Origin of the sequence: Aeribacillus sp. FSL K6-8210 (assembly GCF_037963925.1) — a bacterium.
Taxonomy (GTDB): Bacteria; Bacillota; Bacilli; order Bacillales; family Aeribacillaceae; genus Aeribacillus; species Aeribacillus composti.
Genome location: NZ_CP150172.1, coordinates 3933622 through 3954584, shown reverse-complemented (window position 1 = coordinate 3954584; position 20963 = coordinate 3933622). Strand labels below are relative to the sequence as shown.

At 38.5% G+C, this 20963-nt stretch carries 17 protein-coding genes; 14 read left to right on the top strand and 3 right to left on the bottom strand.

Annotated features, from left to right (window positions below; all coding sequences use genetic code 11):
- Window positions 1-28: 28 nt before the first annotated feature.
- Window positions 29-1033: a sensor histidine kinase gene (locus NSQ41_RS19090; RefSeq protein WP_063389122.1), complete on the bottom strand. Its 1005-nt coding sequence runs from the start codon at window positions 1031-1033 to the stop codon at window positions 29-31.
- Complete coding sequence (locus NSQ41_RS19085; protein WP_144598308.1) at window positions 1026-1721, bottom strand: response regulator transcription factor; 696 nt, start codon at window positions 1719-1721, stop codon at window positions 1026-1028. Before NSQ41_RS19085 ends, NSQ41_RS19090 begins: the two co-directional genes overlap by 8 nt.
- 307 nt (window positions 1722-2028) lie before the next feature.
- Here NSQ41_RS19085 and NSQ41_RS19080 point away from each other — a divergent pair, with 307 nt between their 5' ends.
- From NSQ41_RS19080 to NSQ41_RS19065, 4 genes are all read left to right on the top strand, one after another.
- Window positions 2029-2934 carry a carbon-nitrogen hydrolase family protein gene (locus NSQ41_RS19080; protein WP_311066685.1) on the top strand — a complete coding sequence of 302 codons (906 nt, stop codon included), beginning with the start codon at window positions 2029-2031 and terminating at the stop codon, window positions 2932-2934.
- Window positions 2900-3568, top strand: a complete 669-nt coding sequence (locus tag NSQ41_RS19075) for a GNAT family N-acetyltransferase (RefSeq protein ID WP_311066684.1) — start codon at window positions 2900-2902, stop codon at window positions 3566-3568. Before NSQ41_RS19080 ends, NSQ41_RS19075 begins: the two co-directional genes overlap by 35 nt.
- Before the next feature lie 247 nt (window positions 3569-3815).
- Window positions 3816-4361, top strand: coding sequence for a hypothetical protein (locus tag NSQ41_RS19070; RefSeq protein ID WP_339210686.1), 546 nt, complete (start codon window positions 3816-3818; stop codon window positions 4359-4361).
- A 443-nt stretch (window positions 4362-4804) separates the two neighbouring features.
- Window positions 4805-5254, top strand: a complete 450-nt coding sequence (locus NSQ41_RS19065) for an SgcJ/EcaC family oxidoreductase (protein WP_063389118.1) — start codon at window positions 4805-4807, stop codon at window positions 5252-5254.
- A 275-nt stretch (window positions 5255-5529) separates the two neighbouring features.
- Here NSQ41_RS19065 and NSQ41_RS19060 read toward each other — a convergent pair whose 3' ends face one another.
- On the bottom strand, window positions 5530-7101 hold the full coding sequence (locus NSQ41_RS19060; protein ID WP_339210684.1) for a bifunctional UDP-sugar hydrolase/5'-nucleotidase: 1572 nt from the start codon (window positions 7099-7101) through the stop codon (window positions 5530-5532).
- Between the two features lie 188 nt (window positions 7102-7289).
- On the opposite strand from NSQ41_RS19060, the gene NSQ41_RS19055 reads away from it, so the two are divergent.
- The 10 genes from NSQ41_RS19055 to NSQ41_RS19010 all read left to right on the top strand — a co-directional run bounded on the left by NSQ41_RS19055 (window position 7290) and on the right by NSQ41_RS19010 (window position 20945).
- Window positions 7290-8231 carry a phosphate/phosphite/phosphonate ABC transporter substrate-binding protein gene (locus tag NSQ41_RS19055; RefSeq protein ID WP_082830382.1) on the top strand — a complete coding sequence of 314 codons (942 nt, stop codon included), beginning with the start codon at window positions 7290-7292 and terminating at the stop codon, window positions 8229-8231.
- 114 nt (window positions 8232-8345) lie between these two features.
- On the top strand, window positions 8346-9137 hold the full coding sequence (gene phnC, locus NSQ41_RS19050) for a phosphonate ABC transporter ATP-binding protein (protein WP_063389115.1): 792 nt from the start codon (window positions 8346-8348) through the stop codon (window positions 9135-9137).
- Window positions 9121-9912 (top strand): phosphonate ABC transporter, permease protein PhnE, encoded by a 792-nt coding sequence (gene phnE / locus NSQ41_RS19045; protein WP_339200060.1) that lies wholly within the window; start codon window positions 9121-9123, stop codon window positions 9910-9912. Before phnC ends, phnE (NSQ41_RS19045) begins: the two co-directional genes overlap by 17 nt.
- Window positions 9909-10709: a phosphonate ABC transporter, permease protein PhnE gene (phnE, locus tag NSQ41_RS19040; RefSeq protein WP_108897361.1), complete on the top strand. Its 801-nt coding sequence runs from the start codon at window positions 9909-9911 to the stop codon at window positions 10707-10709. The genes phnE (NSQ41_RS19045) and phnE (NSQ41_RS19040) overlap by 4 nt, the downstream gene beginning before the upstream one ends.
- A gap of 109 nt (window positions 10710-10818) precedes the next feature.
- A complete protein-coding gene (locus tag NSQ41_RS19035) occupies window positions 10819-12738 on the top strand; it encodes a DNA-binding protein (protein ID WP_339210681.1) in 1920 nt (639 codons plus the stop codon).
- A 910-nt stretch (window positions 12739-13648) separates the two neighbouring features.
- A complete protein-coding gene (locus NSQ41_RS19030) occupies window positions 13649-14458 on the top strand; it encodes a hypothetical protein (RefSeq protein ID WP_339198093.1) in 810 nt (269 codons plus the stop codon).
- Window positions 14459-15114: 656 nt separating this feature from the next.
- The gene (locus NSQ41_RS19025) at window positions 15115-16476 is read left to right on the top strand and encodes a transposase (RefSeq protein WP_339210680.1); all 1362 of its coding nucleotides are present in this window, start codon (window positions 15115-15117) and stop codon (window positions 16474-16476) included.
- A 153-nt stretch (window positions 16477-16629) separates the two neighbouring features.
- Window positions 16630-16971 (top strand): IDEAL domain-containing protein, encoded by a 342-nt coding sequence (locus NSQ41_RS19020; RefSeq protein ID WP_063389111.1) that lies wholly within the window; start codon window positions 16630-16632, stop codon window positions 16969-16971.
- 850 nt (window positions 16972-17821) lie between these two features.
- Window positions 17822-19750, top strand: coding sequence for a sigma-54-dependent Fis family transcriptional regulator (locus NSQ41_RS19015; RefSeq protein WP_339198090.1), 1929 nt, complete (start codon window positions 17822-17824; stop codon window positions 19748-19750).
- 205 nt (window positions 19751-19955) lie between these two features.
- Window positions 19956-20945: a thiamine pyrophosphate-dependent dehydrogenase E1 component subunit alpha gene (locus tag NSQ41_RS19010; RefSeq protein ID WP_339210677.1), complete on the top strand. Its 990-nt coding sequence runs from the start codon at window positions 19956-19958 to the stop codon at window positions 20943-20945.
- The last annotated feature ends 18 nt before the right edge of the window (window positions 20946-20963 follow it).

The window sequence follows — 20963 nt, the reverse complement described above, 5'->3', positions numbered from 1 at the left end:
CAAAATGAAAAAGCATGTGACAAAATTGTCACATGCTTGTAATGCGGACAAATTCATTTTTCTTTGGAAAGGTTAAGGTAACAGTCGTTCCTTCTCCAAGCTTTGACTCTACTTTAATATCTATCAGCAATGTTTCGGCGGCTTTTTTCGCCAAGTATAATCCCATGCCTGTTGAGGCATTGTCCTGATGTGCGGTCGTGGATGTGAAGCCCTTGTCAAAAATACGCGGCAGATCCTTCGGGTCAATGCCACGGCCAAAATCCTTCACTTTGATCATTGTTTGATCATTTTGCCGATAGCTTTGAATGATGATATCGGATGAATCGCTGTATTTTACCGCATTTGTTAACAGCTGTCTCATGATAAAGGCGAGCCATTTCGCATCGCTTAGCACTTCGGCAGCCTCTAGCTCGACCTCAAACCCAATTCCTTTTTGCATACACCATGATTGCAAAGCTTTTATCTCTTTGAAAATGAGTGGTTCCAGTGCAACATTTTCAATATATAAATCATTTTCCATGAAAGGAATCCGTTTTTGATGAAGCTGCTGGTCAAGCAGCAGATGAATGCGCAGCCATTCATATGTCAATTGTGCTTTGATAACTTCATCATCTAATCGTTCAATGATTAAATGCATCGCTGTCAGCGGTGTTTTAACTTCATGAATCCATGACAGCAATTCATCTTTTTCCTGCTCGAGCGCAATTCGATTTTGCGAAGCCTCTTGTTTCAAAAGCTTCGTTTGGTTTATTATCCGCTGTTCAATCATTTTTTCAAAAGGGCTTTCAGCATTCGCTATACTTGTTAAATCAAGGCTGTTTTCCCATCCTTCCAAGCTTTTATAAAACTTTGTTTCTTTATTGTAGCGGATGATGACAAAAATGAAAAAAATAATCATCAATAAAAAGACAATATAGAGAACGGACTTTAATGAAATGGTTGAATCAAGATAAGAAATAAAAAGGATAAACAGCTGCATGAATAAAAAGAGAAGGATCCAGCTCTTTCTTTCAATAATATATTTTTTAATCATATACGGCTGCCTCTTCCTTTGCCATGTAGCCTTGGCCGACTTTCGTTTCAATAAAGCGTCCCAACCCGAGCTCATCCAATTTTTTTCGCAAACGATTGACATTGACCGTTAAGGTATTATCGCTGACAAAGCGCTCATCCTCCCACAGGCTTTTGATTAATTCTGTCCGGCTGACGATTTTGTTTTTCTTCTCAAGCAAATGCTTTAATATCAATAGTTCATTTTTAGTTAGTTCAATTGTTCCTTTATCATTTGTGACCGTATTGTTCTCATAATCGACCGTCGCCCCGCACCATGCCTTCAGCTTCATTTGTTCTGTATTATAGTTGTATACTCGGCGGAGAATTGCTTGTATTTTTGCGATAAGCACCTCGAAATGAAACGGCTTTTGTATAAAATCATCCGCTCCAAGCTGCATTGACATCACCATATCGGTCGGGTGATCCCGCGATGATAAAAAAATAATCGGAACATTTGAATGGGAGCGGATCATTCGGCACCAATGAAATCCATCAAACTTTGGCAGCTGAATATCAATGATGACCAAATCAGGCTTGATGGCTGTAAATTCTTCAATCACTTTTCCAAAGTCAGTAATGCCGTATACATCATAAGACCATTGTAATAACCGTTCTTTTATTTCATGAAACAGGGTGGTGTCATCCTCAATCAGCAAAATTTTAAACAATGCTTTCACCACACTTTTCCTCTGATCTTTTTAAACGTTTCGCTATTCCATAGCGCTGTCGATTAAAAGAACAGCGGTTCGTTTTTTTCGATGTTTTCTATAATTTCCAGAACACATTTTGAATGTGTGGCTGTTCAAAAGTTTTTCGGTCTTCTGAAGATTGTAATATCACGTGATAATTCATTTTCGTTCACTATTTTTGCATAATTATTATACTGTATTTAGCAAATTAAAATAAACTGGTTTTATGTTATACTTTGTTCAGTAATAAGCGGGGAACAGATTATGATGAAGGGAAAGAGGCTACATGAAAATACGTGTATCTGCTGTTCAATATCATCTTCATTCCATCGAAAGCTTTGAAGATTTTGCAAACCAAGTAACGCATTATGTGAAAACCGCAGAAGAGTTTGATGCTGATTTTGTTCTTTTTCCTGAATTTTTTACGACTCAATTGCTGTCCATTCCGAATCAAAAGCAGACGATTCAAAATTTACCTCATTATACGGACCGATATTATTCACTATTTACATCGCTTGCTAAAGAAACGGGCATGCATATTATTGGAGGCACTCATATTATCGAAAAAGAGGGACGATTGTATAATACAGCCCATTTATTTTATCCCGATGGCCGGATAGCTGAACAAGCGAAGCTTCACTTGACGCCGACGGAAGTGAAAGAATGGCATCTGACTCCCGGAGAAACGGTTCAAATATTTGAGACCGAAAAAGGAAAAATTGCCATGTTGACTTGTTATGATATCGAATTTCCAGAAATCGTTCGAATTGTACGAGGAATGGGAGCTGACGTTGTGTTCTGTCCGTCTTGTACAGATGACCGCCACGGATTTCAACGAGTGCGGTATACAAGCCACGCCAGAACGATTGAAAATCAAATCTATGTGGTGACAACAGGGACAGTAGGTTCGCTTCCTACCGTTGATTTTATGAGGGCAAATTTCGGCCAGGCAGCGGTCATTACTCCGAACGACGTCCCATTTCCGAAAAACGGGATTTTGATGGAGGGGGAAATAAACCACGATATGATTATTACGGCGGATCTTGATTTATCTCTCTTATACAAAGTGAGAGAAAACGGATCTGTCACCACTTGGAGAGACCGCCGCTTTGATTTATATCCTGATTTAAGTGTTCATGGACGAAAGGGGAATGGAGATGAGCCGCTACAGAAAGAGATTTTATCTGAATAATCAAGGCCGCAATGTCGAAGTGGTGATAAGGAATTATAATGAAGCAGATTTTGATGAATTAATTGAAATTCAAAAGGAAAGCTTTCCGCCGCCTTTTCCATCAGAACTTTGGTGGAATAAAGAGCAATTAACGAATCACGTGACATTGTTTCAGGAAGGCGCTTTATGTGTTGAGGTAGAAGGAACGTTAGCAGGATCGATGACATCTTTAATCGTGAATTTTGATCCCGCCCATCCTGATCATACTTGGGAAGAGATAACGGACAACGGCTATATCCGTAACCATGATCCGAATGGCAACACTTTATATGTTGTGGATATTTGCATCCGTCCGTCCCACAGAAAGCTGGATTTAGGAAAATGGCTTATGCAATCAATGTACGAAGTAGTTGTCCATAAAGGATTGGATCGCTTGCTCGGCGGCGGCAGAATGCCGGGATATTATAAATATGCGGATGAGATGTCAGCTGAACAATATGTCGATGCTGTCGTCAGCGGAAATTTAAAAGACCCGGTTATTTCATTCCTTCTCCGTTGCGGACGGACGCCTCTTGGAATTGTGGCTAATTATTTGGAGGATGAGGAATCCCGTAACTATGCTGTTCTAATGGAATGGAAAAATCCGTTTAAATAAGTAATTGAAAAAAGCTGCTTGAACGCCAATTATTGGTGATACAGCGGCTTTTTTTCATGCTCGCTCTCTGCTAATATTTTAAACTTGCATTCACATGGAATATGAGCCAGTTTCCATATCAAACTTCGGCTTTTTGGATCTGTACTTCCGATATGATCGTTCGGCATTTACATATTGCAGCCATTGCCTATTCACTTTTGCCTAAGGTAAAATCAAGCATAATAAGGCATGACTGGGGCGATAAATAGTGGATGAACGAACGAGGCATTATTTTGCGGAATTGCAGTCAAGTGATAAAAATGCGCAGTACGAAGCGTACAGCAGCATTATGAAGATCACTGAAGAAAAAGTCGATTGGGCGTATGAAGTATGGGATCAGCTGAAGGAAGAGCTGACAAGTAAAGACCCTCATAAGCGCTCGCGTGCTGCTCAGTTTTTAAGCCGCTTAGCGATCAGCGATCCCGAACAGCGAATGTTGGAGGATTTTCCTCAAGTTTTGGAAGTAACCTATGATAAAAAGTTTGTAACTGCCAGACATAGTTTGCAGGCTATTTGGAGGATTGGTTTAGCTGGGGAAAAGCAAAAAGAGATGGTTATCCGTCATTTGGCAGCTCGGTTTGACAACTGTGTTGACGAAAAACATGCGACACTTATTCGGTTCGATATTATTCAAGGGCTGCGAAACTTGTATGATAAAGTGCAGGATGAAGCGATCAAGCAGCTTGCCTTCGATTTAATTGAAAAGGAAGAAGATCCGAAATATCAAAAAAAATATGCAGCAGTATGGAAATAGAAAAAAAGAGCCGTCAGTAGCAACACTCCCAGTAAATGAATGGCAATATGATTGTAAGAATGATTGTTTGCTGATTATAGTAGTGGCTTTAGAGGATCGGAAGGTATTTGCAGACTGTCGCAGGCATTCATTTCCAACAGATTAATTGAAGAACAAACATATTCTTACAATAACAGAAGGAAAAATAATGCCCTTTTAAAGTGATTGCACATCAAATAAATGCCGTTTGAAGTGAAAAAAGAAGAAAATTTTCATTTTGAAGTATTATACGCTGTCAAGCTTCTATAAAAAATGCTTTTGATCATTCGTCTCAGCGTTTCAAAGCAGAGGTTTCAGTAGAAAAAACTGCACGTAAATATTAAATCGGCAACATTTTATAAAAAATAATTTTTCAGTTGATTGGCTATCATAGAACAAAGAATTACATTTCGGAGTGATAAACGATGGAAAATTCTCAAATAAATGAAGTTCAAGAGCTGTACCAGCAACTAATCAATGCGTGGAACAATCGAACTGCTAGCGGAATGACGGATCTGTTTACTAAGGATGGCGAAAGCATTGGTTTCGATGGCAGTCAGTCGATTGGACGCGATGAAATATTCGCACATCTCCAGTCCGTCTTTGAACACCACCAGACAGCTAAATTTGTCAGCAAAGTGAAAAATGTCCGGTTTCTAGCTCCTGATATCGCTATTTTACGAGCGATTGCCGGTATGGTTCCTCACGGCCAGTCCGATTTAAATCCTGATGTGAACACTCATCATACACTTGTTGCAGTGAAAACGGAAGGAATTTGGCGTATTCAACTTTTTCAAAATACTCCAGCCCAGTTTCATGGCAGACCTGAATTGGTTGAACAAATGACCGAAGAGTTAAGACAGCTGCTTAAATAAGCCATGTCCTGTTCAGGGGAATGGTGAAATATACTTTCATGCAAAAAGAAGATTAGGAAAATCCTAAATCTTCTTTTTTGATGTGTGCGAATAAAACGCTTCACATTTTCATAACGAAAAAATCATTTTTATATAATCATCGTTGATATCAAATTTGTTATTAATGACTTTTTGTTGCTGTAAGCCTTTGTGATATTTGGACAAGTATTCTTTGATACCTATTAGTGGCATTTGTTTTAAATAAAAAGCGGGCAAATCGGAAAATGCTTTTACTACTATAAAACTACCCTCCAATTATGATTGCAAGCTGCGATGATAGTTTTGTGCTTTAATATGTAGTTGGCAATGAGTTCGGTCATGTCGATGGGGATATTTTTAACGATCGGTTTTTCTTTAAACATATCAAAATTGCCTGTTCCACCTGCGCGGTAGCTGTTCATGACGACATCATATTCTTTGTCAAGCTCCAATGGGCTGCCGTGATAATTTAGCTTCACAACTCGTTGGCCAACTGGATTAGAGATTTTTAATTCGTATTCAATTCCTTCCCACATATCATAATTGTAATGCTGCGGTTTAGGATATAAGAAAGCGGGATTGACAGAGATTGTTCCGTTTTGAACCGTAAAATACTTGGCGCTTTGCTCTAAAGCATCTTTAATATCTTGGCCGCTGATGCGGATGACAGTTAATGTGTTCGGATAAATATAATTGGAAACAATATCGCGCATTGTAACATGTTGTTTGAATCCAGGCAAGTCATTATTGAATAAGGCAGTGGCAGAAATATCAACTTTGGCTGTTTCCATTTGCACCTTATTGATAAATTCTATAAAAGGATTGTCTTGTAATCGGGTCTTCAATGGATCAGATACGGTCATGTCACCAATAACGGTTCCGATCGGCTGATCCAGCCATTTTTGCGTTTCTTGTTCAATATCGGATATCAATGCCAAAACATCTTGATTCGCTTCCATTTTTTCATCAATTTTGATTAAGTTGAAATGACTAACGATTGCGGGGCTGTTTCCATTTGCCTTCTGTCTAACTTTCATCGTCACTTCACCCAAAAATTGCCCCTTATGGCTTGGCTGAATGATTGTGATGCCGTTTAGTTTATCTGCGAGTGGGCGGTGCTGATGGCCTGTGATTAAAATATCAACACCCTCTAGTTCTTGGCACATTTGGTATGCTTGGTTTTCTCCTGTCAGCTGTTCTATAGGCTCTCCAGTTTGTAGATCTCTTTCAAATCCCCCATGATATGAGACGATCATCACATCTGGTTTTTCTTTTTGGCGAATATCGCTCACCCATAATTTAGCCGTTTGCAATGCATCTTTGAAAACAAGTCCCTCAATATTTCGCGGCTCTTCCCAATTAGGGATGAAATGAGTGGTTACACCAAGTACAGCAATTTTGACTCCGTCCAATACCTTGACGAGATAAGGTGTTCCAAAAGCGGGCTCTCCTGTTGTTTGCTTCAAGATATTAGCGGACAGCCAAGGAAAAGCTGATTGATCAATCGCCTTTTGTAAATAACTTCGTCCATAATTAAATTCATGATTTCCCAATACGCATGCATCATATTGGAGATCATTCATAACTTGAATCATCGGATTTTCACTGTCGGGCCTGTTTTTTGCATGGTAATAAGTCAACGGGCTTCCTTGAATCAAGTCTCCATTATCAAGTAAAAGTACATTGCCTTTTTTTCTTTTTTCTTTTATAATCGTGGCTATTTTAGCCAGTCCGAAATTTTGTTCTTCTTTGTCTCTGTAATTGGTCGGGTAAATGTAGCCGTGAAGATCGCTGGTTACAAGCAGATGAATCGCAGTTTCTTTCTCCATTATTTTCCTCCTCCTTTTTTTTCATCATAACAAATCGTTGTAAAAATAAAATAGATAATTAAATGAAAAGAAATAATTTACAAAGTTAATAAAATATTCGTGATATTTTGTAACAAAATTTACAAATAATTAAAAATTTGGTGCTAAAATGGAAATTAGATTTTCAAAAAGATATGGGGGAAATTAATATGTTTAAAAAATTAGTAGCTTTTGGAACAATACTAGCTTTAACAGCGGTGGTCATCAGCGGATGCGGGGAATCCAGCAATTCCCAACAAACTAATAGCAGCAAAGAATCAGATGGATATATTCCGGAAACCCTTTCTGTACAATTTGTACCTTCTCAAAATGCAGATACATTGGAGGCCAAAGCAAAGCCGCTTGAAAAGTTATTGGGAGATCGTTTGGGTATACCTGTAGAGGTAAGTGTTTCAACGAACTATAATACCATTGTTGAAGCAATGGAATCCAAAAAAGTAGATGTAGGATTTTTGCCGCCAAATGCTTATGTGCTGGCGAAAGAAAGAGGAGCTGCTGAAGTAATTCTTCAAGCGCAACGTTACGGAGTGGATGATGAGACCGGGCAGCCAACAGATGAACTAGTAGACAATTACAAATCAATTTTCGTAGTGAAAAAAGATTCTGGTATTACTAGTGTGAAAGATTTAAAAGGAAAGAAAATCGCTTTTCAAGATGTCACTTCATCTGCAGGTTATGTTTGGCCGGCCGCAACGCTGATGGATAATGGGATTGATCCATTAAAAGATGTACAAGGAATAACAGTAAAAGGGCACGACCAAGCAATTATTTCTGTTTTGAACGGTGATGTCGATTGTGCGGTTGTTTTCCAAGATGCCCGCAATACCGTAGCAGGAGATTACCCAACTGTTTTCGAAGATACGAAAGTCATTGAGTTTACAGAACCGATTCCGAACGATACGATTTCCGTCCGTTCCGACATGAATTCAGAATGGGTTGAAAAAATCAAGCAAGCTTTCATTGATATTGGAAAAGACGAAGAAGGGCATGCGATTATAAAAGACATTTACACGCATGAAGGCTACATAGAATCGAAAGACAGTAACTTCGATATCGTCAGGGAGTATGCTGAAAAAGTGAAAACTGAATAATGTATTTTCATAAAATATAGCCAGGCGAATCGTTCGTACTGGCTAATCCTCTATGAATAGATAAAGCAACGTCGGGATGTTTAGATAAATATTTAAAAAAGGTTGGTATGCAGAGTGATAGAATTTCATCGTGTTACAAAAATTTATCCTAATGGTGTAGTAGGATTGGAAAATATTGATTTGAAAATTGAAAAAGGGGAATTTGTTGTGATTGTCGGTTTATCTGGCGCTGGCAAATCAACGTTGCTACGTTCTATTAATAGATTGCATGAAATTAGTTCCGGAGAAATAACAATAGACGGGAAATCCATCACGAAAGCAAAGGGGAAGGAACTCCGCCGCATCCGTCGCGACATTGGGATGATCTTCCAAAATTTTAATTTAGTGAAAAGGTCGACTGTTTTGCGAAATGTTTTATCTGGAAGAGTTGGCTACCATTCTACTCTCCGAACCGTTTTGGGATGGTTTCCAAAAGAAGATGTGGATTTGGCCATGAATGCTCTGGAACGAATGAATATTCTTGAAAAAGCGTACACCAGATCGGATCAACTTTCAGGAGGACAGCAGCAAAGAGTGTCGATTGCTAGAGCTTTGGCGCAAAAAGCTAAAATCATTTTAGCGGATGAGCCTGTAGCATCTTTAGATCCTTTGACAACAAAACAAGTAATGGATGATTTAAAAAAGATCAATCAAGAGTTAGGAATAACGCTTGTTGTCAACCTGCACTCGGTCGATTTAGCTAGACAATATGCCACAAGGATCATCGGCCTGAAAGCAGGACAAATTGTGTTTGACGGATCTGCTAGGGAAGCGACAGATAAACGGTTTTCTGAAATATATGGAAAGCCTTTTGAGGTGGGAACAAATGAAGCGGATAGAGAGTTTAAATATGAATCGATTAACTAAACAAGAAATTCCTAAAGCACCTACTAAAATAAAGCATTACTTGACAACAGCGTTGATTGTGCTGCTGATCGGCTGGAGCGCCTATCAAACGGAAAGTTCTTTCATCGATTTTGTTGAAGGGTTTCCAAATATGTTTGATTTGCTTGTACAAATGTATCCTCCCAGCTGGTCATATTTTGATGATATTGTTCCGGCAATGCTTGACACATTCCGCATGGCGGTTATTGGGACAACGATGGGAGCTTTGCTTGCGGTTCCATTTGCTTTGTTATGCGCAAGCAACATCGCTGCCAGCAATTGGATTTATTACCCGTTCAGATTTATTTTAAATTTAATTCGTACCATTCCTGAACTTCTTTTAGCCGCTATATTTGTTGCGATTTTCGGATTGGGGCCATTACCAGGAATATTTGCATTAGCTGTTTTCTCAATGGGCATTATTGCGAAATTAACTTATGAAGCGATGGAAAGTATTGATAAAGGCCCATTGGAGGCGATGACGGCAGTTGGCGCCAATAAAATTCAATGGATCGTCTACTCTGTCGTTCCGCAAGTGTCCCCTTACTTTGTCTCTTTCGTTCTTTACACCTTTGAAATTAATATAAGGGCTGCAGCTATATTAGGACTAGTGGGAGCAGGAGGAATCGGAGAATATTATGATAAAACATTAGGTTTTCTTGAATACGACAAAGTGAGTACAATCATTATTTTTACATTAATGGTTGTTTTGTTGATCGACCATATTAGTACTAAATTGCGGGAGAAACTATTATGAAGAGTGTTGCAAGACCAGTTAAACCAAAAAAGAACCGGTTCATGCTTTGGAGTATATATGTGTTGTTGGCTGTTATTTATATATGGGCATTATCCGGTATTCCAATAGAAGGATTTAAAGAAACGGCCGGCCAAATTACAAAAGCGATTTTATCCGGCATTCTTTCTCCTGATTGGGGATATGTTTACTTGCCCGAAGGCGAAGATCTGCTCCGAGGGCTATTAGATACATTAGCGATTGCCATATTAGGCACATTTATTTCAGCTTTTCTATGTATACCGTTTGCTTTTTGGGCGGCTAACAATATGACGAAGGGGAAGATTGCGGCAGGAACAGGAAAATTTATTTTAAGCTTTATCCGGACATTTCCGGAACTAGTGATGGCGTTGTTATTTATTAAAGTAGTAGGCCCTGGCTCTTTTGCCGGTGTGTTGGCGCTCGGACTCCATTCCATCGGGATGCTTGGCAAATTGTTTTCAGAAGAAGTGGAAAATATTGATTTCGGACCAATTGAAGCTTTGAAAGCAACAGGAGCAAGCGGCTTGCAAACGCTGTGGTTTGCCGTTGTTCCACAAATCATTCCTGGGTTTATCTCTTACACCTTATATCGTTTTGAAATTAACCTCCGTTCCGCAAGCATTTTAGGAATCATCGGTGCAGGCGGAATCGGTACACCGCTTATATTTGCCATGCAGTCTCGCGACTGGAGTCGTGTCGGTATAATTTTATTAGGAATCATTGCCATGGTTACGATCGTCGATATCATTTCCGGCTATTTGCGCAAGAAGGTGGTTTAGCAGATGCTCATAAGGCAGCAATGTATATCGAAAGCTCCAGCAATAGTGGCTGAACTCAATAAAAGGCTTTTGCCTCGTTGAGTTAATAAATTATGGAGGTAGAGTAATTATGAGAAAGATGCTGTTGCAGGGCCTTGTGGCAGTATTGGCGTTTTTAATTTTTGCTTTGGAAAACGTAACTGTAAGTGCAGAAGGTCCGAATGATCCGGCCCCAATCTTAGTTCCTAGCGATCCGAACGGCAAGAAAGTTTTGTTTGATAACAGCCATGGGCAAACAGCAGGACAGTCCGATTGGGTGATTGATGGTGCATTTTCCGATTTTGCCAATGCATTGCTTGAAGCGGGATATACAGTGAAGGAGCATCGGAGTTTAGATCCACTTACTCTGGAGGATTTAGAAGGTTATGATGTTTTTATTATTCCAGAGGCACAAATTCCTTTTAAGAAGTCTGAACAAGATGCTATTGCCGAGTTTGCAGAACAAGGGGGAGGCGTATTTTTTATTGCCGACCACTATAATGCCGACCGAAATTTTAACCGTTGGGATTCAAATGAAATTATGAATGGTTGGCGCAGAGGGGCTTTTGATAATCCAACAAAAGGAATGGATCAAGGTGAACAAGCTGCAATGGCTGGTGTTGAAAGCACCGATTGGCTAAGTGAAGAATTTGGTGTAAGATTTCGTTTTAACTCGATAGATAACACAACAGCAAATGTGATTATACCATCTGATGAATCCTTTGGTATAACGAGTGGCATTGATGAAATTTCGATTCATGCTGGTTCTACACTGGCTATTATGAATCCTGAAATTGCTAAAGGGATTGTTTATTTGCCTGATGGGCTTACTGTAGAAGAAAACAAATGGAGCAATGCAGTTGACGAAGGGGTTTATTTTGGCGGCGGAATTCATGAAGGGCCCTTTGTAGCGATAGGAAAAAAGGAAAGAGGAAAGGCCGCTTTCATCGGCGACTCTTCTGTGGTGGAAGACAGCACCCCTAAATATAGAAATGAAGAACACGGAGGAGTCAAGAGAACGTACGACGGATTTACTGAAAAAGATAATGGCCAATTGCTATTGAAAATTGTCGAATGGCTGTCTCATAAAGAAAGTTATCTGACCTTCTCTGAACTTGGTATACCGCTTGATCAGCCTTCACCAATATTAGAAATGGAGACCCCAGAACATTCTGAGGAGCTGAAGCCGGAGCCTTGGCGTTCACCGAATGAAGGTTATCTTTGGTATGATCAATCGACATTTGCTGACGGTTCATTTGGCTCGGAAATGGATCCTCCAAAAGATATTAAATATAACATTGAAACCCCTGAATATTTGCCAACTGGCGGAGAACCTTTTCAAGTAACACTCAAATTAACAGATATGAAACCGGGACAAGTCATTGAAAATGGGGAAATTCAAGTATATTTAGAAGGTGGTACATCAATTTCGCAAGTTCGGCTTCCGAATGGAACATGGCCTACCACTTACGGTTATCAAAGTGTTGGGAGCATTCAAGCTAATCAGCATAGTGTGGCGGAAAAAGTACTGACAATGAGACTTAACCCAACGGTACAAGACGGAACAACAGGATATATTCGCCTTCGAATAGGGGCTGGAAACAACGTCTTCACCAAAACAGTCAATATCGGTCAGTCAATTGTTGAGACGCCGCCTGGCGGTGAAGAAAAATATCAATTGTTAACACCGAAATTCATTCCGCTTGGAGGTATACCATTTCCGGTAGAAGTGGTGATGAATGGTTTAACACCTGGCCAAACAGTAGCAAATGCACAAATCCAAATATATTTGTCAGGCGGCAAAAGCATTTCGCAAATCCAATTTGAGGATGGCACACCAACCACTTACGGTTATTTCAATATCGGCAAACTGACAGCAGATGAAAATGGAAAAGCAAAGAAAACGATCATGATGCGCATCAATCCAAATGTATCGGCTTATGAAGCCTATATTCGCCTGCGACTAGGTTCGGGCAATAACGTTCTCACGCAGAAGGTAACTATGAGATAGCCATTACAAATTGAAAATGTGTTAGTGTGTATCAGGTTTTTAGAACAGTATTTTGCAACGGCAACGGGGGTAATAATTATGTTTACATTACCCATTCGATAAGGTATCACTAAAATGTTATTCAGCTGAAAGAAGGAGATTGTCTCCAAACATAAGACTAAATATTTACTCTTATGTGTGGAAAAGCGGTGTTCCTTATATGCCCCTTTTTACATTATTTAGTTAATATAGGGACGGTTCGATAAGTCCTAATAAGATGAAGCCAGTATAGAAAAACAGCTCATTTTTCTATACTGGCTTTTGTATATGTTTACAATTTTTCTTAGAAAACAGCTGGCGGATGACGGTTATCCCTTCATGAGCCTCGGCAAATTCTTGAAGCTTTCTCTCCGCTATTTCTCATTAAAATCCTGAATTGTTTTCCTCAGCTTTTGAGTTCAAACTGTACATCGACTTCAAACGTTTCCGAATCTCCTTGATCGTCTGTTCGATTACATTGGTCGCATACATCACGCTCCGAATACTGACTGGATTCGTCCATAATTGTCAGAAGGACACCCAAGTCGTTGCTGCGATTACGCCTCTCTCACATACTTAGTAATGACGGAATGGCAGATCATAAAATATTGCCTGCGCCCCGGGAGCAATGGTGATACGCTTTCTCAGGCAGCACTGGCGGGATCACTATAAATAAAAACAAGGGGATTCCCTTTTTCCGCTTCAGAGTCGAAGTAATAGCAAAAAAACATCCGCCTGTTCTACGTCCTTTCAAGATGCCATAATGAAGTAAAAAATTTCTCACGGCATTTGAAAGGGGAAACTATTGAAAATTTTATTTGCGAAAAATTCATGAAGATTCTATTATTTATTTAGAAAATTGTTATATGTTTTGGAGTGTGGTCACGAATTTATGAAAATGGTTTCCTTTAATGCATACCGGACCATCGGAATTCCAGGTGTACACTATATAAAGCCTGACAATATGTTTAAAGAATTAGAAACCATTCGACAAGCGGATATTGTTCTTTTTCCTGAGACGTGGCAAGCCCCTGCTCTAGTATACGGATTAAAGAAAAAAATTTTCCCAAGCATTGAATCATTGCAGCTGGGCTTTAGCAAAGTAGAAATGACGAGAGCGCTTTGGACGGTGGCGCCTGAGCATGTTCCATATACGGAAATATTGGCGAGCACCCCAAGCAATATCGAAAAAGTATTAGAAACGTTCCCGTTCCCATTTGTTGCAAAGGAAGTCCGGAATTCAATGGGAAAAGGAACCTTTTTAATTAAAAATGAGTATGATTTTTATCAATATGCTAATCAAAATGATGTTTTGTACGTACAAGAATATTTAGAAAACGACGGAAAAGATTTACGCATTTGTGTCATTGGAAAAGATATTTTCACCGCCTATTGGCGGGTTGGGGCGGAAGGGGAGTTTCTCCACAATGTTGCCCAAGGCGGAAGCCTCTGTTTTGAATTTATACCGAAAGAAGCTTGTGATCTTGTGTTGAATGTCTCGAAACAATTGAACATTAATCATGCTGGTTTTGATGTGCTGGTAAGCGGAGGGCATTTTTATATTCTCGAGTTTAATGTGCTTTTTGGTAATATGGGCATCACAAAAAGTGGCTTATCAGTTGAAAAAGCAATTTATGAATATTTATTAAGTGAATTTGTGCCGCCTTTTCCAACATCACCGACTACAAAAAAGGTTATTTAAATCAATAAATGCTAAATGTTCATTTTAGTAGATTCATAGCGATCCTTAATAAGGAAAAGACGGAAGAAATGCAATAGTTTTTGTTTATCACAGAGTGGGAAGCGGCTAATTAGAAATTTTTGTTTTTTAAAATGGAAAATACAGTATGAAATTGCTTGTGGATAGATCGTGCGCCAGCTTTGGAAAAGATGTATTAACGGGCTTCCTTCGTCGATTGTGTACATGCTTCAGGAAGAGCATGTAATGGTTCATTTGCATGAAGAATTATTTTAAAAAAACTTTTTTTCTCGCTATTGCTCAGCTGATCACAAAGGGTAGAATTTTTTCATCTTTAAACGAAAGGACAGCCGAAAGTTGCACCTTCCTTCAATAACGATTTGCTGCACAAAAGGTAAAATTTGAGCAGACTGTCTGATTTATGTTTCACATGGAACAAATGTGCTGAACGTTTGTCTATTGCAATAAATATGAAAACATTTAATATAAGTTATATACTCAGCTTTCGCAGTCCAAAATCTTGTTTAAATGCTTGATGTAAATGGTTTTGGGAAGTACAAAATTATCATTTGACATTTTTTAAAACATAAAGAAAGACACCTATTCTTTTGGTAAAATATTGGTGACGAAACCAAATCCAAAAGAAAGGTGTCACCACTATGATAACGAATAAAGACTACTTTGCGCAATTACCAAAAGAAATTAAACAAGGATTTTCCGAATTAAATATTGGATATCATTTAAGAAAAGCGAATATTACGAAACTTTCCGGGTATTCTTGTCTTACTGTTTTCAAACTGATTTTTCTTTTAGTCTTCCAATATAAGAACTGGTTTCGTGCTTTTATGAGTAAACGATCTCAGGATCTGCCCGGAAAGGATACAGTCTATCGCTTTTTAAATACACCAACCTATCATTGGAGAAAGTTTCTGCTTTCATTAAGCAGTGAAATGATCCGTCTGCTTCAACCATTAACTTCAAAAGATCGTGTCACAGCTTTTGTGATTGATGATTCTGTCTTTTCAAGAAACCGTAGTAAGTCGGTTGAACTGTTGGCTAAGGTTTTTGATCACTCTACCCATCAGTACTTGAAAGGGTTTCAAATGCTTACCCTTGGCTGGACCGATAGTTTTACTTTTATTCCCGTTGATTTTGCTCTTCTAAGTTCACCGAAAAAGGAAAATCGCCTGCAAGAAATCAATACCAATATTGATAAACGAACATCTGGCTATAAGCGTCGCCAGGAAGCTCTGAAATCAAAACCGGACGTGGCTTCAGCTTTACTTGATCATGCGCTTGAAAAAGGGATTATAGCTGACTATGTTCTCATGGATTCCTGGTTTACACAAGCGCCTTTAATTGAGAAGATTACGAACAAAGGGTTATTTGTCATTGGCTTGGTGAAGCAATTAAAGCAGCGATACGTTTACAATGGTGAACGTTTCACACTGAATCAACTTTACAAATTGGCAAAACCTCACATGGGTAAAAAAGACATTCGCGGATCCGTTTATGCTACTTTAGACAATGGAATTCCAGTAAAAATTCTATTTGTACGAAACCGTAATAAACGGAGCGAATGGCTTGCCATTCTCAGCACAGATACAACATTAGAAAATGAAGAGATCATTCGTATTTACGGCATGCGTTGGGACATTGAAGTCTTCTTCAAATGCAATAAATCCCTTTTAAATTTAGAGAAAGAATTCCAGGGACGTTCCTACGACATGTTAATTAGCCATACAACCATTGTTTTTACACGATATATTCTCATTGCTTGGCAAATGCGAAAAGAGGAGGATCCTAAGACGATTGGCAACCTTTTTTACATCCTTTGCGAAGATGTAAAAGACATAGATTTTATTACTGCCCTTCAATCACTTATTGACCTTTTCCAAACTTTGGCGGAAGCCGAGGTTTCTTTGAACATGGCCATCTTTAAAAATCAAATGAATAAATGGTTGGCCACTATACCTAATTATATCAAGCAATGCTTAAATATTTCTGTGTGCGAAAGTTGAGTTATATATTTAATGGAATTTTAAAATTTTTATTATTTCCCAGGTTAAATTGTTTGCGTTCCCCTTATTATCATGTAATAATTTCTGTTAACAACATAGATATTTAGTATTTCAAAACAGATCTCTATAATACTGCAAGTGGTGGTGTATAAAATGGAAGGAATCAATCAGTTGCCAGTGAAAGTAGGGGATTGGGTAAAAGGAAAAACAAAAAGCGGCGAATTTATTTACGGTTATGTTGAAACGATAGATTCATCACAAAAGATTATAAGAGTAAAAGTTATGGCTTGCGACAATGAAATCGTCGTTGGTAAAACAGTTGAAACATTAAATCATTGGGTAAAAAAATTGCCCGTATCTCCAATAGAAAATGAAGAACAGATTAAAGCATTAATTGATTTGGCCTTGTTAACAAAAGATGAAAATTGGTTTATGGAGCTGTCCAACAAATTAAAACAATTAACGAAAGAAAAGGAGAAAGAAAACATAATATAAATGAATAGGACAGCTCCGATGATAATTTTTTTTACAATAATTTTTATGATCGTTTTAATACGATTCACGTTCCCCCCGTTATAACGTTATGTTATCCTCCCAGAATATAGAGCATTTTATTATTTCAATATATTATACTTCTTTCCCATTGCCAAAACCTTTATTCTTTTATAGCTGCCCAAATTCCTACCATTGTATATATTTTTTTATCAGTTCAATTCAGTTGTTATGTAATGAAGGAAGCCGTTTGAAAACATCATCACACTGATCAATATTTGTTCACAATGGGGAGTCGTTTGAAAGTCGTTTCGTCTTTTTTTATGAAACATATTAAAAAATCACTGATTTTAAACATTAGGAATTACTGTTTAAATGCCATGAAACCGTTTCTTTTAGAAAAAACAGAGCTTTGCCAAATCACCATCCGATCAAGTTGATAACTGGCAATACAAATTTCCAAACACATGCATAATGGAAAAAAGAGAATGATTTGGCCTTCCGTGCAGCAGCAAGAAAGACTGATTCCAATCTTTTGGAATCGGTTTTTTTTATGACCAATTTTGTCGATGCGTCCAGTACGATCGACAACTGTAAATTTCTGTATTTTCGGGATATCAAAAGAAGGGCGCCCCAATTTCTCATGATTGAAAAAGTAAAAGGGGTTTCCAGCATTTTTGGTTTAAAAAGTTTCAAAAATAAAAGGAGCTTCATTCAGTGGATCGCTAGTTCTCACAGCTTTTTTGTAATGCTACAATATAGGAGAATATTAGAAAAATTCGATAAACATTGTAAGCTGGCATGTGATGCAATTGGACGAAAAGCTTTAATCAACAATTGAAGGAGGTGTTTTATGATGAAGAAAAGAGAGTATGTCAAACAATGTTGGAAGCGCTTTATTTTTGAAAATAAGCTCGACGAAAAATTATCTCCCATTGTAAAGGATTCATGGATTCGTTCCAAAGAAATGAATGTTGATCCTTTTCAACGATACGGTCAAATGAAAAAAATCAAAATAGACCATTACAAGCCTTTAATTGAATGTTCGGTTCCGTTTATGGAAGGATTGTATTCAATCGTAAAGGGCTCGGGTTTTTTAGTGATTCTTTGCAACGAAAAGGGACAGTTGTTAAAATCAATTGGCGACGCTGATACGTTAAAGATGGCAGCTGATATTCAATTTGTGGAAGGTGCTGATTGGAGTGAACAAGCAATGGGAACGAATGCAATCGGAACTTCGATTGTGATCAATCAACCTGTACAAATATATGCTGAGGAGCATTATTCGGAAATTTGCCAGGCATGGACATGCTCGGCTGCGCCCATTCACGATTCAAAAGGAAAGATAATCGGCGTATTAAATGTTTCAGGCCCATATGAAAAAGTGCATCCACATACTTTAGGAATGGTAGTATCAGCAGTGAAAGCGATTGAGTACCAGCTGGAGCTGATTGAAAAGACAGAAAAAAACATTATGATGCAAAGATTTCTTGAAGCGACTACCAATAATATGAAAGAGAGCATCCTCATTTTCGATACGGAAGGGCTCATTATTAAAGTGAATGATCAATTAAAAAAGCTGCTTCAATTGAATCATTCTTGCCTGGAAGGGAAAAAGATCAGCGAAGTTTTTAGCAACAAATCGATTATTTCCAATCGCCCTCGACATCTTCAAAATCATGAACTGCACTTAAAAATAAAACAGTCAAACAAAGTTTTTCATGTTCTAGTTGATAAACTCCCCATTTATAAAGACAGCCAATGGATCGGTTCAATGATGATTATAAAAGAGATTCAAAAGATAAGACAATTTATTAATCATTTATCAGGCAATCAGGCGAAAATCACTTTTTCTGATATGATCGGGAAGCATCCTCAGTTTCTCCAAAAAGTAAACGAAGCGAAGCTAGCAGCAAAAACGGACTCAAATGTATTAATTTTAGGAGAAAGCGGTACGGGAAAAGAAATGTTTGCACAAGCGATCCATAATGAAAGCGACAGAAAGCATAAGCCTTTTATAGCCATCAATTGCGGCGGAATTCCTCGAGATTTATTAGGAAGCGAACTGTTTGGTTATGCGGACGGTGCTTTTACCGGAGCGAAAAAAGGGGGAAGTGCAGGAAAATTTGAGCTTGCCGATGGCGGTACGCTTTTTTTAGATGAGATTGGAGAAATGTCTTTGGAAATGCAAGTATTGCTTTTACGAGTCATACAAGAAAAGGAAGTGGTGCGAATCGGCGGGCATAAAGTTTTGCCTGTTGATGTTCGCATCATCGCAGCGACGAACAAAAATCTTCGGGAAGAGGTCGAAAAAGGCAGCTTTCGGGAGGATTTGTTTTTCCGGCTTAATGTCATGCCGATCACTTTGCCGTCATTGCGAGAAAGAAAAGAAGACATACCGCTCCTTGTTCATCATTTTATTGAAAAAAATTGTGAAAAGTTAAATAAGCCTTTTCCTGAAATCAAACCGGATTTTTTTCAAGCGTTAATACATTATCATTGGCCGGGAAACATTAGAGAATTGCAAAATATAGTAGAAAGAACTTTAAACAAATTGACGAAGCCTGTTTTAACTATTAAAGATTTGCCTGAGGAAATTATAAAAACGGACTCCAAGCCAAAATCGGAAACGGTGTTTATTCATCGAGATGAAATGAAAAAGCAGTCGATCTTGCAAGCTTTACGTCTATATAACGGCAACATCACAAAAGCTGCGCAATATTTAGGGATATCACGAAGCACTTTTTATCGGCAAATGCAAAGATTTCAAATCCCTTATTAATATCATTTTGTTTCATTTCGTATCAAATTGTATCATTGTGTCTCTAAAAAGCGTCCCAAAACGGGACGTTTTTTTTGTAGCATAAAAAATCTTATTCATTTTCAATGAAACTAAATATATCAATCATAAAAAATGTAGTTTGGCACAATTTTTGCATTTAACTATTTAAAACCGTTTTCTATTTTGGTAGAAGGGAGAGAATACATTGGTAATTTCTAAAAATGATCTTTTATGGATGTATGAAAACATGTACAAAATCCGTTATTACGAAGACAAAATGGCAGAAGCTTATACTGAAGGGAAAAATCCGGTTTTCAATATTGGGGCGGGTCCTGTTCCTGGCGAGATGCATTTGGCAACAGGGCAAGAACCGGCAGCCGTCGGCATATGTGTTCATTTGAAAAAAGAAGATACGGTTACGTCGCCGCACAGGCCTCATCATCATGCCATCGCGAAAGGCGTTGACCTAAATAAAATGACGGCTGAAATTTTCGGAAAAGAAACCGGGCTTGGCAAAGGCAAGGGAGGACATATGCATTTGTTTGATCCGGATGTCAAGTTTTCCTGTGGAGGAATTGTTGGAGCAGGAATCCCACACGCTCTTGGAGCAGCTTTAGCTGCTAAGAAAAAAGGGAAAGACTGGGTTGCGGTTTCATTTATTGGAGAGGGAGCTGCCAATCAAGGAGCTTTCCATGAGTCATTAAATATGGCAGCACTTTGGAATTTACCTCTTATTGTGGTGATTGAAAATAATCAGTACGGAATTTCTGTTCCGAAAACAGCATCGACATCTGTAGCATCTAACGATGTTCGTGCAGCTGCATATGGCATTAAAGGATATTACGTCAAAGACAACGATCCGATCAGCATGTACGAAGTATCAAAAGAAGCAGTGGAACGCGCCAGACGAGGCGAAGGTCCATCGATTATTGAAATTGAAACATATCGTTACTTGGGACATTTCCAAGGGGATCCGGAGTTGTATAGAGATAAAAATGAAGTGTCGCTTCTTCGGGATAAAGATCCGATCGTCCGCCTTCGAAATCTATTAATCTCTGAACAAAACATAGCGGAAAACGATCTTGACATCATTGAAAATAAAGCAAAACAGGAAGTAGACGCTGCTTATCAATTTGCACGCAGCAGCAATTATCCGAATCCGGAAGATGCTTTAAAAGATTTATACGTTTCGTAAATAAACAGGAAAGGGGTT